Origin of the sequence: Curtobacterium sp. VKM Ac-1376 (assembly GCF_015351025.1) — a bacterium.
GTDB lineage: Bacteria > Actinomycetota > Actinomycetes > Actinomycetales > Microbacteriaceae > Curtobacterium.
Genome location: NZ_JADKRV010000026.1, coordinates 1 through 14,370, shown reverse-complemented (window position 1 = coordinate 14,370; position 14,370 = coordinate 1). Strand labels below are relative to the sequence as shown.

Genomic DNA, 14,370 nt, shown 5'->3' with positions numbered 1-14,370 from the left:
GCCGGCCGGTCGCGTCAGAGCGTGACGCCGGTCGCCGACGCGAGGGCGTCGAGCAGCTCCGAGCGGAATCGCGGGTCCGCCACGGCAGGATGCGGCCGTTGCTGCTCCGCGTGGAACCAGTAACCGCCTGTCACGGTTGCATCGGGATCGGTCGCGAGGGTCTCCTGTGTGCGGTGCCCGAGCTCGAAGTCGTCCGGGGCGCCGGCGCCACCCATCTTCGTCGCCACCCAGCCCGGGTCGACGGCGTTGCTCAGCACGCCGGGGCGTCGGAGCGGTACCTCGGCGGCGAGCGCCGTCACGAAGAGCTTGGTGTCCGAGTACGAGTTCGTCTCCGAGCCGCCGGTCCAGTCGACGGTGTCCAGGCGCGGACGGCCACCCCGGTGCATCCCGCTGCTCAGGTACACGTGGCGCTCCGGGGCGTGCAGCAGCGCGGTGAACAGGTACGGCGCGACGACGTTGACGGGGATCAGCGACCGACCGGAGATCACGCCGGCGTTGTGCACGACCGCGTCGAGCGGCGTGCCGGCGTCGAGTTCCTGCGCGGCGGCGATCACGGCCTCGCGGTCCGACAGGTCGGCCACGACGAGCTCGGCGCCACGCTCGACCAGGTCGGCGACGGCCTCGGCGCGGTCGGGGTTCCGTGCGTGCACGACGACGTCGTGTCCGCTGCGGAGCAGCGAGTCGGCGGTTCCCCGCCCGAGGCCGTCGGTGGATCCGGTGACGAGGATGCGTGCCATCCGCCCATCATGCGCCGGGTGGCGGTCGCAGGTGCGGCCTGCGGACCGGACGGGGCGGACGGGAGGCGCGGGGCGGGTCCGCCACGGGCCTCCCGTCCGTTCACGGGCCGGCCACAGGGCTGCAGTACGGTCACGACATGAGCAGCTTCCTCGACCCCGTCGACGCCGTCGCCGTCGGTGACGTGACGATCGTGCCGGACACCTCGCGGCCGGTCGCCGCCGTCGTCACGGGCGACGACGTTCTCTGGGTGACCTGGGCGGACGCACCGTTGCCCGACGGTGCGGTCGACGAGGTCCGGGCCCTCGCGAGCGGTGGCGGCGCCTGGGTCGTCTACGGGTCGCGCGAGGACGTCGGCGACGACCTGGACGAGGTGTCGCGCACGGCGGTGCACGTCGCACCCGACGGTGTGACGACGGCGGTCGAGCTCGGCGACCGGCGCGTCCTCGGGGCCGACGACGACGGGCTGTGGATCGGCGACCCGCGGGACGCGTCGATGTGGATGGGTGACGACGAGGACGAGGACTCCGAGGACGAGGGCCTCGAGGATCCGGAGGACGACGACGGGGACTCGGACGACCCGCTCGACGGCGTCGACCCGGAGACCCTGCCGTGGGCGCCCTCGGAGCCGTTCTGGCCGTCGCCGGAGGAGTGGGCGGCGACGCTGGCGGCCGGCGAAGAGCCGGAGGACGACGACCCCGAGCTGCTGGACGACGAGGACGACGACGGTCCGCGCTCGTGGAGTGTCAGCTTCGGTGGCGTCGAGGGTGGCTTCGTCCCACCGGAGGAACCGCAGGCCGATCCCGGTCCGCCACTGCCCACCCCTCCGACCGACCTGGTGCTCGTCCGCACGGACGGCACCCGGACGACGATCACCGTCGACCACCTGGTGCAGAGCGTGGACCGCGCGGGAGCGTTGCTCACCATCCGGTACATGCCGACCGGACCCCGGCGGACGCCCGATGCGACGGGTGGGATGACGTACGACTACGAGTCACGCAAGGTCGACCTCGATGTCAGCGCAGGACTGCCGGACACCATCACCACCGAGCACCTGCCGTCGCGACCGGTGGATGACGACGAGGACGAAGCAACCTGGGACTCCGAAGAGGAGCGACTCGAGGCGGTCCGCGCGCGGTGGTCGGAGCGGTTCGACCTGACCGACGTCGCGGGCGCGCGGTGGCCGCTGCACGACCTGGACGACGCCGCACGGGAGCGTGCAGTCGCGGACCTCGTCGGGGTGTTCGAGTCCCTCGACCAACCGGGCATCCTGTGGACCCATGGCCACCCCGAACCGCGGCGGTCGGCGAGCGCCTACCGAGCCGTCGAGGTCACGGTCGAGGGGGAGTGGCCGGCGACGGAGGTCGTGGTGTCCTTCGAGCACAGCGACGTACCGTACCTGCGGCTGCGTCGGCGCTACCGGGTCTTCGACGACGCCGGGCACGTGGAGGACTGGACGTACGTCACGGTGTACCTGGACGAGGACATCGCCACCGGGGACATCGCACCGCGTGAGGACGCCGTGGACGGGGTGCTCGACATCTGACGAGGACTGTTCCGCAGCTCGAGCGGGGCCGGTTCCAGAGCCCGGCCTCAGCCGATGACGCCGGTGTGCTCGAGCACGATGCCCAGGCCGATCAGGATCAGGACCACTCCGCCGGCGATCTCCGCCGGCTTGCCGAACCGGGCGCCGACACGGCGCCCGACGACCACGCCGACGAACGACAGCACCGCGGTCGTGATGCCGATGAGGAGCACCGCACCGCCGATCGACACCGGCAGGAACGCCAGGGTGACCCCGACCGCCAGCGCGTCGATGCTCGTCGCAACGGCCAGCACGAGCAACTGTCGGATGGGCAGCCGGTCGGTGTCCTGCTCGGTGTCCTCGTGCGTCGAGAACGCCTCCCACAGCATCTTGCCGCCGACCAGGGCGAGCAGGCCGAACGCGATCCAGTGGTCGAAGGCTGCGATGTGCTCCGCGAATGCCGATCCGAGCAGCCAGCCGAGCAGGGGCATGACCGCCTGGAACACCCCGAACGTGAGCGCGATGACCAGCGCGTGCCGCAGGTCGAAGCGCTTCATGTGCAGGCCCTTGCCGAGCGCGACGGCGAAGGCGTCGGCGGAGACGCCGAGCGCGATGAGGAAGAGGGCCCAGAACGACATGGGGGCGGCGCCTTTCGAGACGGTCGGACGGAGACGCCGACGTCTCGGGACCTGACGATCCTTGCATGCTCCGGAGCGCGAAAAGGCCTGATCAGCGGGATTCGCCGGCCCGAATCCGCCGGTTGGTGCAGCCGTGCCGGTGGCGGACGGGAGGCACGGGGCGAGCCCGCCCCGTGCCTCCCGTCCGATCGTTGGTCCGTCAGGAACCGGCGGCCGCGTGCGCGGCGACCTGGCTCGCCGTCAGTTCCGTCCCGTAGACGGCGGCGTACCGCATCGTGCCGGTGAAGTAGGGGTTGGTGGACGAGCCCGGCCAGCCGCTGACGATGTCGTAGCCGACGCGGAAGTACCCGGTGAAGTTCTCAGCGGCCCTGAACGCGCTGTTCGACGCGACGAGCGTGCCGTCGACGTACAGGCGCATGCCGTTGGTCGACGACATCGTCGACACCGCGTGGTGCCACGTGCCGTCCGTGTAGGACTTCGGCGAGGTGATGACCTGGGTGGTGCCGCTGTAGGCACCGAACGAGAGCTGGCCGCTGGTGTTCAGGTACAGCTTCCGGTCGTGCCTTCCGGACCCACCGGTCTGGCTGCTGCCGAAGCCGATGAGCTGTCCGCCCGCGACGGTGGTCTTGAACCAGACCTCCTCGCTGAAGGTCGTCGGGTTGGCGTAGGAGCGCGGGGTGGAGACGTAGCTCGTCGAGCCGTTCAGCACGTACGCACTGCCGGCGTCGCGGGGGCAGGCGTTCGGGCTGGGCGTCGCGGCCGTCATGGTCCCCTGGTAGGTGCCGTTCGCGCCGCGTCCGGACCAGTCGGTGGCCGTCCTCGAGCCCGAGGCTTCGGTGAGCCGGTAGGCGAACAGGGCGTTGGTGGTGTCAGCGCCGACGGCGCCCGTGCACGTGAAGTAGGGGGCGGTGGCCGCGGAGTTCGAGCTGTCCGTGACCCGCGCGCTGAAGGCCGAGCGAGTCGGGGCGAACTGGTTGAGCAGGACCACGACGGCCAGGGCGACCACGAGGAGGACGGCGATGACGCGGCCGTCGCGCAGGCGGTTCGGGATCACGAGGGACGCACCGCCTCGACCCGACCGACGGCCAGGCACGCCACGAGCGGCACGAGGCACACGGCGATCAGGGCGACCCAGCCGAGGGGGTCGAGGTCGATGTTCGACGTGAGCTGGTAGTGCCCGTTCTTCGTCAGCTCGTGGATCACGACCCTGCCGGTCTCGCCGTCGACCAGGTGGACGCTGTTGCCGCCGTGGGCGTCGACGCGGACCGGGAAGATCCCCGACGAGATCACGGTGGCCTCGACCCCGGTCGGGCTCGAGGTGTTCGTGATCGTCGTCACGTTGACGAACGGCTTGAAGACGAACGCCGCGTACGCGGTGGTGAGGGCGCCACCGGCGATGCGGAGGCAGGTGCGGGTCACGCGGTCGGTGAACGCGCTGGTCAGGGTCAGGATGATCAGCGTGCCGATGAGCAGGAACGGTGCGGCGCGGAGCAGCCAGCCGATGTGCGGGACCAGGAGTGCGGGGGTACCGATGACGTCGGCCTGCGTGAGTGTCCACGGGTCGACCGCGCCGTTGACGTCGCCGCGGGTGTGGAGGCCACCGCCTGCCTCGATCGAGACGATGCGGTGCGTGTAGACGACGTCCGGGTTGGCCGAGGTCTCGAACGAGACGATGTCGCCGACGCTGAGCGCGGCGACGTCCACCGGCAGGTCGAGCACGAGGGTGCCGACCGGTGCGGCCTCTCCCATCGAGGGGGTCTCGACGACGAACCAGCGGCCGCCGGCGGAGAGGAACAGGATCGCGGCGCCGAGCAGGACGGCGGCGATCGCGGCGACGGACCAGGCGAGGAGCGTCTCGGAGCGGGTGACCTCGCGGCCGCGGAGGACCGGGCGGTCGAGCATGCCGCTGAGCGGGATCGCTGCGGTCTGGCTCATGGGCGCTGCTCCGGGAGGTCGAGGTGGTGCGGGGGTCTGGCTTGGTGCTGGTCGTGCGGGTCGTGCGGGGTGGCGACGCTCGGCCGGAGGGGGGTCGGCCGAGCGTCGCGGTCTGGGGGAGGGTGCTGGGGGGTCGTCTCAGGCGGGATCAGGCGGGATCAGGCGGGATCAGGCGGGATCAGGCGGGATCAGGCGGGATCAGGCGGGATCAGGCGGGATCAGGCCGTGAACGTCCACGTCATCGGGACCGAGGCGGCGAGGCCCTGGTAGGTGTTGCCCGCCGCGGAGTCGAGGGTCACCGCGAAGTTGAACGGGACGCTCGCGCCGGCGGCCGGGGCCTGCGGCATGGTGAAGGCCGACGCGGCCGCACCCTTGAAGCTGGCGAGCGTGCCGCTGAAGACGGTGGTCGAGCCGGAGGTGATGACGAGGTTCATCTTGGCGCAGAGGTCGGTCGCGGTGCCGTTGGCCGAACCGTTCGCCGACTGGGTGCAGGTGGCACCCGGGTTCAGCGTGAAGGTGCTGGCGTTCGCGGTGCCGGTGTTCTTGATCGAGATCGCCGTGTTGACCGTGTTGCCCGGGGTCATCGTCGTGCTGCCACCGAACTTGTTGATGGTCGAGCAGGTCGCCGAGTTGGTCGAGACCGAACCACCGTCGGTGCTGAGGCAGGTGACGTTCGCGCCGGCGTTCTGCTCCTGCATGATCAGCGTGCCGCTTCCGGCGGTGTTGCTGCTGTTGGTGATGCTCGCCGCGAACCCGGACAGGGTGCCGGTGAGCGACAGCGAGAGCAGGACGGCGGCGAAGATACCCGCGAGGAGTGCCACGGGGGCGAAGCGGATCCGCTTCAGGGCGGAGGTGCGGAGCTTGGTGGACACGGGGTACCTCTTCGTTCGGTGGTGTTCTGGAAGTCTGGGGAAGCAAGACCTTCGGGCCGTTTTGCTTCAACGGTTAAGATAGTCAGTCGTTGGCCAAGTTGGCCACTCGTATACTCACCCCAGTGCGGGGGACGGCTCCTGTCCCCCCATCACCCGACCGGAAGAAGACCCTCGTGGCAGCAGCACGAAGCGACGATGACGCAGCCGACCTCATGGCCGCCTTCACCGCTGTCGTGCGCGCGAACGCGAGCCTCGTGAGCCAGCTCAGCGCTCGTGCCGGCGTGCACGAGAACGCCCTGCGCGCACTCGTGCTCATCAGCGACACGGGCTACTCGACCCCGACGGAGGTCGCCGGCTACCTCGGGCTGACCTCGGGTGCGGTGACGAACATGATCGACCGGATGAGCACCGCCGGTCTGCTCGAGCGTGCGCCGAACCCGGCCGATCGCCGGGGCTCACTGCTGCGGTTGCTGCCCCCGGGCGACGACGTGGTGGCGGACTACCGGGAGCGGTACGCCGCGATGCTCCGGGCCGTCGACGGTGCCCACAGCGGGGAACTGCACGAGGTGCTCAACGACCTGGCGACGAGCCTGTACGAGCAGGCCGCTGCTGCGTCCTGATCTCGCTCGTACGGACCGCGCGACTACCTGGTGTGGATCGCCCGTTCCTCAGTCGAGGTGAGGCCGGCACGGCGTTCCCGATCCGTCCCGCGGGCACGCTCGTCCTCGAGCACCCGCACGACGGTGTCCCGGAGGGCTCGGGTCACTTCGCTGGTGTCGGCGAACGCCACCGCGGAGCGCTGCGCGAACCCGGCCTCCGACACCGGGATCCACAGGGGGAGTGATCGCGGTCCGGCCCAGTAGGCCACGTCGTGCGCAAGCAGGACGTCGTCGTCGACCGCGACCAGCTCGTCGTCGAAGCCGGTGACCTCGGCGACGCACCGGAAGAAGTCCTGCATCGGCGTCGGAGCGCCCACGGCGTTGACCGTACCGACGAACCCGTCGCGCCCGGCACGGACGAGCCAGGCGGCGAGGTCTGCGACGTCGATCACCTGGACGAACCGCTTCGCCGTCGTCGGCACCAGCACCGGCCCACCTCGGTCGAAGCGTGCCGGCCAGTACCCGAACCGGTCACTGGGGTCGCCGGGCCCGACGATCAACCCCGGTCGCGCGATGAGCAGCCGCGACCCGAGCCGGAGCCGGGTGGTGCGTTCGGCGAGGACCTTCGCGTCGGCGTAGGCGGACGGGTCCGTCGGCTCCACCAGCCGAGCGGACTCGTCGGCGCCCGGTTCGTCGTTGTCCGCGTACACCGAGACCGTCGACACCAGGGTCCAGTGCGCGGCCCGGTCGGCGAGGGCGTCGAGCGCCGGGGCGACGAGTTCGGGGGCGCTGGCGAGCTCGATGACCTCGTCCCAGTCGCCTGTGGCCGGTTCGTAGGCGCCGGCCAGGGCTCGATCCGCCTGGACGAAGCGCGCCCCATCGGGGACGCTGCCGGTGTCGCCCCTGGCCAGACAGGTGACGTCGGCACCCTCGGTCAGCAGCCCGTCGACGATCGCCCGCCCGAGCCAGCCGGTTCCGCCGAGCACCAGCACGCGTCGCATGGGTTCAGTCAACCGGGTCTGTGCCGGTCGTGCGCGGTCCGGGCATCGTTCACACGGGCTGGAGCGGTCGCTGTTCTCCGTCGGGGAGCTCGACGCGGATGCGATCGCCGGGCCGTACCGTGCCGCCGGTGAGCACGACGCTCATCACGCCCCCCTTGCGCTCGACCGTGCCGTCCTCGGCGCGACCGAGCACCGCGCGGAGCAGCCCCGGCTCGAAGCCGTTGATCTGCTGGCACGGGTTGCGCAGCCCGGTGACCCGGACCGAGGCGTCGTCACCGATGTGCAGGACCGCACCCTCGGGCAGCCCGAGCAGGTCGATCCCGCTCGTCGTGACGTTCTCGCCCATCTGGCCCGGCTCGACGCTGAACCCGGCCTCGGCGACCTCGGCGAAGAGCTCGGCGTGGAGCAGGTGGACCTGCCGCAGGTTCGGCTGCGACGGGTCACGGGCGACCCGGGAGCGGTGCTGCACCGTCGTGCCGGCGTGGGCATCGCCCTCGATGCCCCAGCCTGCGACCAGCGTCACCGCGTCGACCACCGGCTTGCTGAACCGGTGCTCACCGTCCCTGCTCACCGCGACCACGCGCGGCTGGTCGTCCTCGTCCCCGCTCATGGGGCGATTCTGCCCCATGCTCCGTTCAGTGGCTGTGACGCCGGGCTGTTCAGCGGCGCTTGCGCAGCGCGTTCGTCGCCCACAGCGAGACGGCGATGAGCACCGGCTGGAACAGGAGACGGACGAAGCGCTTGGTGTCGGTGTCCAGGCCGAACCCGTCGCGGTGGTGCATCCACTGCGCGATGTTGCCGGGGAACACCGCGAGGAAGAACACCGCGACGACCCACCCGACGGTCACCTGTCGCCGTGCCAGGAGCATCAGCGCAGCCCCGAGCGAGATCTCCACCACGCCGGACGCGATCACCGTGACGTCCGTCGGCAGGGGCACGAACTTCGGCACCTGGGCCTGGAACTCCTCGCGCGCCACGGTGAGGTGACTGATGCCGGCCCACGTGAGCATCGCGCCGAACAGGATGCGGACGATGGTCCGGGGGCGGGTGGAGCGGAGTGCGGGGGTGCGGGTTGTCATCGGGGTGGTGCCTTTCGTTCGGGTGGGGAGTGTTCCGTGTCAGCGACCACGGAGGATTTCGCGGCGTCGTGCGACCTCGAACACGACCGCTGTGACAGCAGCGCCGACGGTGAGCACCCGGACGACGGGACGACGGCGGGTCGACGTGAGCAGTCGCACCACGCCGATGACTGTCAACGCCGCGGCGGCACCCGTCGTCGCGGAAACCGATCGGTCTTGGAGGTCAACCGCGAACCGAGTCCCGCCCAGCGCAGTCGCCGCGATGGTGGAGCCGGTCCGGACCAGGTCACTTCCGGGAGCACGGTGAACTGCTGCAGCGGCGAGTCCGAGTCCGGAGACGACGGCGAGCAGGGCAGCGGCCACGACGGCGATCCAGACGGTCAGTTTCACGTTGGGCTCCATTAGGTTGTGCACAACCTAACACGACACCCTGCCCGCGCTGCCAAACTCCGCGCGCCGTACCAGCGCCGGATGGGCCGCCAGCACCTCACTGCGGAGGCCGATGAGAGTGTTCCGGTCCGCGGGCGACAGTGCTGCGAGGAGTTCGTCCTGCGCGGCGTCGGCTCATCGTGCTCTCCCAGGCCGCCGACCTTGCCAGCCGAGCTGTGCGCCTGGGCTCGAGCAGCGAGGCCCGCACACTCCTGACCGAAGTCACGCAGGCGACCTGACAGCGCCGCCACGTCCCCCTCCGGACCCCCCGGCCCGAGGAGGATGGCGATTTCAACGGGTCGTTGCAACGGGTGGTCGTGGACTTCGGGAAGTACTGCCGGACAGGCCGTGGATGACACCCTCCCCAGGGTGGGGATCGTCCGGTTCACACCCTGGGGCGGTGCCGAGCGGGCTTGCCCCTCAGCTCTCGACGGCGATGAACGCGCAGGTCGCGTTGAGCGCCGATGGGAAGTTCAGCATCGACACTGCCGCGGAGGGCGGGAAGATCGACCTCGTCGTCGACATTCAGGGCTACTTCCTCGAGTCGAACCCGGCCGGTGGGTTCACCCCGCTGAACGGCAGACTCATCGACACCCGGAACGGGTCGAGCATCGCCTCGGGTGCCTCGTTCACCGTGCAGGTCGGCGGTGTCCAGGGTGCTCCGAGGGTCGAGGGTGGCCTGTCCGCGGTCGCGGTGACGTTCACCGCGGTCAACGACAGCGGCGCGGACGTTGGGAGCGAACCGATCAATATGTACGACGCGACAGGACGCGCTGGAATACCCCTTTCCAACTGCCAAACACAAGCAATTAACGTGGGTGTCGGAGGGCTCGCCACTACGGTTGGAGCTCTTAGTACGGTTGCAGCAACCGCCAGCGGTGTCGGAGTCCCGGTGGGGGCGGTCGCTGCGACGGCAACTCTGGGAGCCGCAACCGCGACGTGGACCGGTTACAACACCTTCCTTAACGAATGCCTGGACTGATCAAGTGAATAAAGTCACCCTCAGTTTGATTTGGTTTGGGGTCGCGGTCTTTCTGGCCTGGGGCGTGTTCGGTGTCGTAGCGGCGATACCGCTATCCGCTGTGCTCGGGCTTGTTGGGGCGGCAGTGATGGTGGTTCTTGCCGTCGCTGCCACGCGAACACTAAGTCGAAGAAAGCGCTAAGCCAGCCGACGCCATCGCAGTGGCGATGTTCGGCAGAGGGTGTCCGGCTACCCGGCGGTGTGGGTGCAGGTCGATTTCACCCGGTCGGGCCTGCAGACGTGCCCCGGGTTCGTCGGGCAGGCCGACGGCGACGTCGTCTACGTGCAGTTCGTCCACATGGGCTGCGGTCGGTGAACCCGCTAACTGTGATGTGCAGTGAGGTTGTTGAGTCTGTTGATCGGCAGCGTCAAACGGGGGGACGCTGCGTTTCGGAACGAACGACGGCGGCTCGTGCCTGAGCTGCCAGCCATCAGACCCGCAGGAGCTCGAGGACGCCAAGTACGGCGAGAACGACGCCGGCGATGCACCCAACGAGCCCGACCAGCGTCACCGACTGCGCGTACACGCGAACGTTCCCCTCCGCGCCGAACCGCTCGATGGCTGATGCTGCCAGCAGTGTCGCTGCCAGCGCCATGGGGACCGTGGCGATCCACGTGAGGCCGAGACTCCATCCGGCTGCTGTGACGTCGGCGGGACGAGCGTGGAGGAGGCCCCGGCCACGCTCAGCGCTGACGTCGTACGCAGCATCAATCGGGGCGGTGTGGACGTAGGTAAGGACGCATGCGAGCACCTGTGCGGCCAGGAGGACAAGCGCGAGGGTCGGAAGGATCCATGCCAACGTCACGCGGTTGCGCAGGACCGGTGTCTCCGTTTGCTCCACGGGCAGAGCCTAGGCGCCGGGATGAGCGCAGTCGTCCGATCACCGATCGTCTACGGGACGCTGTCTCCGGCTTGACTCTGACGCCTTGACGGAAAAGTGAGTCTTAGGGGCCTCTATGGCGTGTAGCCGCCGTCATCGGGGGTGAGGAGGACCCCACCGGTGAACTGCAGCGCCACGGCAAGGCCGATACCAGACGTGACGAGAACCCAACGGCTGCAATTGCCCAGCTCGCGCCTCGCTCGTCTCGTTCGCGCGGCGCAATCGATCGCAGAATGACGAGTCCGAGCAGGTGTACGAGCACAAGCGGTACTACGCCGAACATCACGAAGAGACCGTCGGTCGAGGTGTCGCCCGGGGGTGCTTTGGCTGACTCCGTCACCTGCTCCGTGGAAGCCACAGTGAGCCAGATCCAGGCCCCGCACATGATCGGCGCACCCAGCAGAGTGAGCGACCAGAACGCGACCACTCTGGCCTTGCGTTGCCGGCCACTGAGCCGTGTCCCCACCGCGTCGTCCATCCCCTGATGCTAGGTCTCCGACCGGGTGCGGGTCTGGTCCTCGTGAGATCCGACGGGAGCGGTGTGCCGTAAGCCGATCGGCAAACGGACGCTCCTCGAGGCGTGTAGCCGCATAAGTTGACCGATGCTGTCGTGCCTGTCATCGTCGGAACTACGCTCGCGTCGTGAGCGAACTCGACGAGTCTGACAACTACACGTCAGAGACATGGACAACGAGATATCGGATCCCGATCGCAATCGGAACCGGCTTCTTGACCCTGCTGTGCTTCTGGCTGCTGTTTGTCAATGAGAATCCGGAGGGTTAGAAGTGAGACTCTTTGCCTACGCTTTAATGATCGTTATGATCATTTTTGCAAGCTTTGGTTTGATGGATTTGGGATTTAGTAAGGGGTGGTTCCTCGTCCCAGTATTGATTCTTGCCTTGGTTGCAATCCCTCTATATATGATTGGAGGAAGAAAAAAGCGGTAGTCGTAGAAGCGATTCGCGATAGCGCATTCTTAGTGTCAAGAGATTAAACTGTCCTAGTCGTTAACGTCAGGCGAAGTGCGAGCGCTGGCTCCGTTTACAAGCCGGCTGTTTGATCTGCGCACAAGTGGAATGACCAGCATGTTCACGCTTGAACGGCATCGGACATCGCCCGCGATCGGATCGTCCACTGGGACACCATCGACACGTAGCTGGGTCGCCTACTGGACTGCGTCCCACCCTGGAGGCATCTGCGGCGCGGACCAGTTCGGTTGCGGTGTCCACTGCGACCAATCGGCATCGAACGGGAACGAGCCAGCGTGCACGGCGGCGGCGGCATCCTCGCCGGTGCGTTCGATCGTCGCGCCGTCCGCGTCGGAGAGCAGGCCCTTGTCCGCGTAGAAGGCGAGTTCGTCTTCGTCCTTGTACCGAATCGACCAGCGACCCTCAGCGTCCCGACGAGCGATGACATCGAGCGTCCAGTCCTGACTGTCGAAACCCATTGAGGTTCGGACCCATGGCAGCTCGAGGTTGATGTACCAGTCCGGGAGCCACTGTGTCCCGTCGTGCCAGCGCCACACCGACCACGCTGCCCCCTTCGGGTGCACACGAACCACGGGCGCCCCGAACCAACTGTCTTCGATGTAGGAACCATCCCAGTCAGCGGGGAGGACAAGCCTCGCGTTCGGCCCGCTCCCGACACCCGCTCGGCGGCGGACCGCGGCGCCGAGCGGGCTTGCGACCACGGCGACGTCGCCGTCATCGACGAGCACTCGACCGGCGACTGCGAACGAAACGGCCCGGCCGCGGGACCCGAACGTGTGCAGACTGCGGAGGGCTACGGATTCACCAGCACAGAACGGTTCGCTCCGCACGTTTGTCGCAACATCGTCGTGCATCCGGTGATGCTCTCATGGAAGTTAGGCGCCTCGCCCGTTCCGGTAACCGATCCCTCCGCGGGACGCAGCCACGCCGTCCGCGCTCGGCGCGTTGACTGGCTCGCTGCTCAGAGGCTTGGGCGTTGCGTCGTCACTTGCTGGCTTCGTCGATCAGCGTCGTCAACACACTGCGATTGATCGGCCCAAGGATGCGGGCGCTCACTCGACCCTCCTTGTCGAGAACGATGGTTGCCGGCGTCGAGTTGGGTGCGTTCGTACCGGAGAACGCGAGCTGCACGGCCGCGTCCTCATCGACGGCGTTGCTGTACGAGACGTCGTGCTCCTTCACGAAGGCACGCGCGGTCGCTGCCGAGTCCCGGACATCGACGCCGAGGAACCACGCCTGCGCGTGCCGATCATCGCTGACGGCTTGGAGATCCTTCGCCTCGAGACGGCAGGGCGCGCACGACGCGTACCAAAAGTTGAGGACGAGCGCCTTGCCGCGGTACTCGTCGGCGCGGATGACGTTGCCGTCAAGGTCATGCGTTTCGAAAGCGACCGGTGCACCACGATCGTTTGCCGCGTACTCCGTGACAGCACCGTCTCCCGAGATGTAGTTCTTCGTGTCACCGTCCCGGTACTGCTTGGGGAGGCCGTCGTTGCCGGCCGTACAGCCGGTGAGCGTTACGGCGACGGCGACCAACAGTGCAATACCCCCGACTCGACGTCCCCTCATGGCGCCAGGGTACGCAACCTCGCGGGCAGAAGTGTGCTGCCCTTCCTCACCTCACAATGGGCCAAGGCCATCAAGCAGCGAGCAGACGGAGAGCCTGGCGGGCAGTAGGCACCCGGGGGATGGGCCGTTGTGCGGTCGGGCAGCGTCCTTCGTTATGACCGTGGTCTTCAATCTGACCGGAGTGTTGTGGCTCGGGCGTTCGGTAAACGATCCCTGATCGGGCGTTCTACGCTGCAATGAGCGGAGCAGCGGTTGCTAGCGTTCCAGGCATGGCAGACAGCCTTCCCGTGAGCCGTGAGAGAGCGGTCGTCTTCCTGCACGGGTCGAACCGGACGTTCGACCGCGCTTGGCCTGTTGCGGCTCACCTTGAGCAGGTCCGGTTTGCGGTGATGCCAGGTTACGGGGATGGCACAGCTGTCGCCTTCGACCAAGATGCCTGGGAGTCGGCACTCGTCAACATTTGCTCACCGGGCGATGTGGTCGTCGCACACTCGTACGGCGGGCCGATCGCAATGCGCGCAGCAGCTCGCCACCCTGACCTGATCGCGGGTCTGGTGCTTTTCGAGCCAGCTGCATACGGGCTGGCACGAGGCAACGCGGCAGTCGAGGCGCACATCGAGCGCGTCCAACCACTGCTCGAAGCCGCGGCCGAGATGGGCAGTGCGCAGTTCGCTGTCGCGTTTGCGGCAGCGATGACTGGCACTGCTGGGCCACCGCCGGTGAGCTCGGATGAACTCCTGGCTGCCGATCGGCAGCGCAGGCTCCCTGGGCCGTGGACCTTGGATACGCCGACGGGCGTCGATGTGCCGATGCTCGTGATCACCGGAGGATGGAACGAGGAGTACGAAGCAATTGCCTCGGAGCTGCATCGTGCCCGACGGATGACCCTCACTGGTCATGGACATCGACCGCAGGACCATCCGCGCGCTGCTGCCGCCGTATCGAAGTTCACCAGCCTGCTGCGTAAGTAGGCGCCGCACGGACGGCGGAAGCAAGCTCGTCGGCGGCGTCTCGGTCAAGGATCCTTGGGTTCTTGCGGTGGTTGCAACACCTGATGGATGGTGTGCTGTGGCGACGTACTCGATATTTCTCCGACC

Annotated in this window: 18 protein-coding genes; 6 read left to right on the top strand and 12 right to left on the bottom strand. The window is 68.2% G+C overall.

Annotated elements, in window-relative coordinates:
* Positions 1–14: 14 nt before the first annotated feature.
* The gene (locus ITJ56_RS17150; protein ID WP_194631846.1) at positions 15–737 is read right to left on the bottom strand and encodes an SDR family NAD(P)-dependent oxidoreductase; all 723 of its coding nucleotides are present in this window, start codon (positions 735–737) and stop codon (positions 15–17) included.
* A gap of 137 nt (positions 738–874) precedes the next feature.
* On the opposite strand from ITJ56_RS17150, the gene ITJ56_RS17145 reads away from it, so the two are divergent.
* A complete protein-coding gene (locus ITJ56_RS17145; RefSeq protein WP_194631845.1) occupies positions 875–2,281 on the top strand; it encodes a hypothetical protein in 1,407 nt (468 codons plus the stop codon).
* Between the two features lie 47 nt (positions 2,282–2,328).
* Here the strand turns inward: ITJ56_RS17145 and ITJ56_RS17140 are convergent, their stop codons facing one another.
* The 4 genes from ITJ56_RS17140 to ITJ56_RS17125 all read right to left on the bottom strand — a co-directional run bounded on the left by ITJ56_RS17140 (position 2,329) and on the right by ITJ56_RS17125 (position 5,705).
* On the bottom strand, positions 2,329–2,898 hold the full coding sequence (locus ITJ56_RS17140; RefSeq protein ID WP_194631844.1) for a manganese efflux pump MntP family protein: 570 nt from the start codon (positions 2,896–2,898) through the stop codon (positions 2,329–2,331).
* Between the two features lie 199 nt (positions 2,899–3,097).
* Positions 3,098–3,952, bottom strand: a complete 855-nt coding sequence (locus ITJ56_RS17135) for a LamG domain-containing protein (protein ID WP_194631843.1) — start codon at positions 3,950–3,952, stop codon at positions 3,098–3,100.
* Positions 3,949–4,833, bottom strand: a complete 885-nt coding sequence (locus ITJ56_RS17130; RefSeq protein WP_194631842.1) for a S26 family signal peptidase — start codon at positions 4,831–4,833, stop codon at positions 3,949–3,951. Before ITJ56_RS17130 ends, ITJ56_RS17135 begins: the two co-directional genes overlap by 4 nt.
* A gap of 218 nt (positions 4,834–5,051) precedes the next feature.
* Positions 5,052–5,705, bottom strand: coding sequence for a hypothetical protein (locus ITJ56_RS17125; RefSeq protein WP_194631841.1), 654 nt, complete (start codon positions 5,703–5,705; stop codon positions 5,052–5,054).
* Between the two features lie 173 nt (positions 5,706–5,878).
* Here ITJ56_RS17125 and ITJ56_RS17120 point away from each other — a divergent pair, with 173 nt between their 5' ends.
* Positions 5,879–6,325, top strand: a complete 447-nt coding sequence (locus ITJ56_RS17120) for a MarR family winged helix-turn-helix transcriptional regulator (protein ID WP_194631840.1) — start codon at positions 5,879–5,881, stop codon at positions 6,323–6,325.
* Between the two features lie 23 nt (positions 6,326–6,348).
* On the opposite strand, the gene ITJ56_RS17115 is transcribed toward ITJ56_RS17120, so the two are convergent.
* The 4 genes from ITJ56_RS17115 to ITJ56_RS17100 are packed head-to-tail and all read right to left on the bottom strand — an operon-like array spanning position 6,349 to position 8,774.
* Complete coding sequence (locus tag ITJ56_RS17115) at positions 6,349–7,305, bottom strand: NAD-dependent epimerase/dehydratase family protein (RefSeq protein ID WP_194631839.1); 957 nt, start codon at positions 7,303–7,305, stop codon at positions 6,349–6,351.
* A gap of 49 nt (positions 7,306–7,354) precedes the next feature.
* On the bottom strand, positions 7,355–7,915 hold the full coding sequence (locus tag ITJ56_RS17110; protein WP_194631838.1) for an MOSC domain-containing protein: 561 nt from the start codon (positions 7,913–7,915) through the stop codon (positions 7,355–7,357).
* 49 nt (positions 7,916–7,964) lie between these two features.
* A complete protein-coding gene (locus ITJ56_RS17105; RefSeq protein ID WP_194631837.1) occupies positions 7,965–8,384 on the bottom strand; it encodes a MauE/DoxX family redox-associated membrane protein in 420 nt (139 codons plus the stop codon).
* 39 nt (positions 8,385–8,423) lie between these two features.
* Complete coding sequence (locus ITJ56_RS17100; protein ID WP_194631836.1) at positions 8,424–8,774, bottom strand: hypothetical protein; 351 nt, start codon at positions 8,772–8,774, stop codon at positions 8,424–8,426.
* A 439-nt stretch (positions 8,775–9,213) separates the two neighbouring features.
* Here ITJ56_RS17100 and ITJ56_RS17095 point away from each other — a divergent pair, with 439 nt between their 5' ends.
* Both ITJ56_RS17095 and ITJ56_RS18765 read left to right on the top strand, forming a co-directional pair.
* Positions 9,214–9,795 carry a hypothetical protein gene (locus ITJ56_RS17095; RefSeq protein WP_194631835.1) on the top strand — a complete coding sequence of 194 codons (582 nt, stop codon included), beginning with the start codon at positions 9,214–9,216 and terminating at the stop codon, positions 9,793–9,795.
* A gap of 220 nt (positions 9,796–10,015) precedes the next feature.
* Positions 10,016–10,150, top strand: a complete 135-nt coding sequence (locus ITJ56_RS18765; RefSeq protein WP_267239055.1) for a hypothetical protein — start codon at positions 10,016–10,018, stop codon at positions 10,148–10,150.
* A gap of 115 nt (positions 10,151–10,265) precedes the next feature.
* On the opposite strand, the gene ITJ56_RS17090 is transcribed toward ITJ56_RS18765, so the two are convergent.
* Complete coding sequence (locus ITJ56_RS17090) at positions 10,266–10,634, bottom strand: hypothetical protein (RefSeq protein WP_228518133.1); 369 nt, start codon at positions 10,632–10,634, stop codon at positions 10,266–10,268.
* A gap of 723 nt (positions 10,635–11,357) precedes the next feature.
* Between ITJ56_RS17090 and ITJ56_RS17085 the strand changes: the two genes are divergently transcribed.
* A complete protein-coding gene (locus tag ITJ56_RS17085; protein ID WP_194631833.1) occupies positions 11,358–11,498 on the top strand; it encodes a hypothetical protein in 141 nt (46 codons plus the stop codon).
* A 382-nt stretch (positions 11,499–11,880) separates the two neighbouring features.
* On the opposite strand, the gene ITJ56_RS18585 is transcribed toward ITJ56_RS17085, so the two are convergent.
* Both ITJ56_RS18585 and ITJ56_RS17075 read right to left on the bottom strand, forming a co-directional pair.
* Positions 11,881–12,558 (bottom strand): DUF402 domain-containing protein, encoded by a 678-nt coding sequence (locus tag ITJ56_RS18585; RefSeq protein ID WP_228518132.1) that lies wholly within the window; start codon positions 12,556–12,558, stop codon positions 11,881–11,883.
* Positions 12,559–12,688: 130 nt separating this feature from the next.
* A complete protein-coding gene (locus ITJ56_RS17075; RefSeq protein ID WP_194631831.1) occupies positions 12,689–13,273 on the bottom strand; it encodes a TlpA family protein disulfide reductase in 585 nt (194 codons plus the stop codon).
* A 269-nt stretch (positions 13,274–13,542) separates the two neighbouring features.
* Between ITJ56_RS17075 and ITJ56_RS17070 the strand changes: the two genes are divergently transcribed.
* Positions 13,543–14,244, top strand: coding sequence for an alpha/beta fold hydrolase (locus ITJ56_RS17070; protein WP_194631830.1), 702 nt, complete (start codon positions 13,543–13,545; stop codon positions 14,242–14,244).
* Positions 14,245–14,370 lie beyond the last annotated feature (126 nt).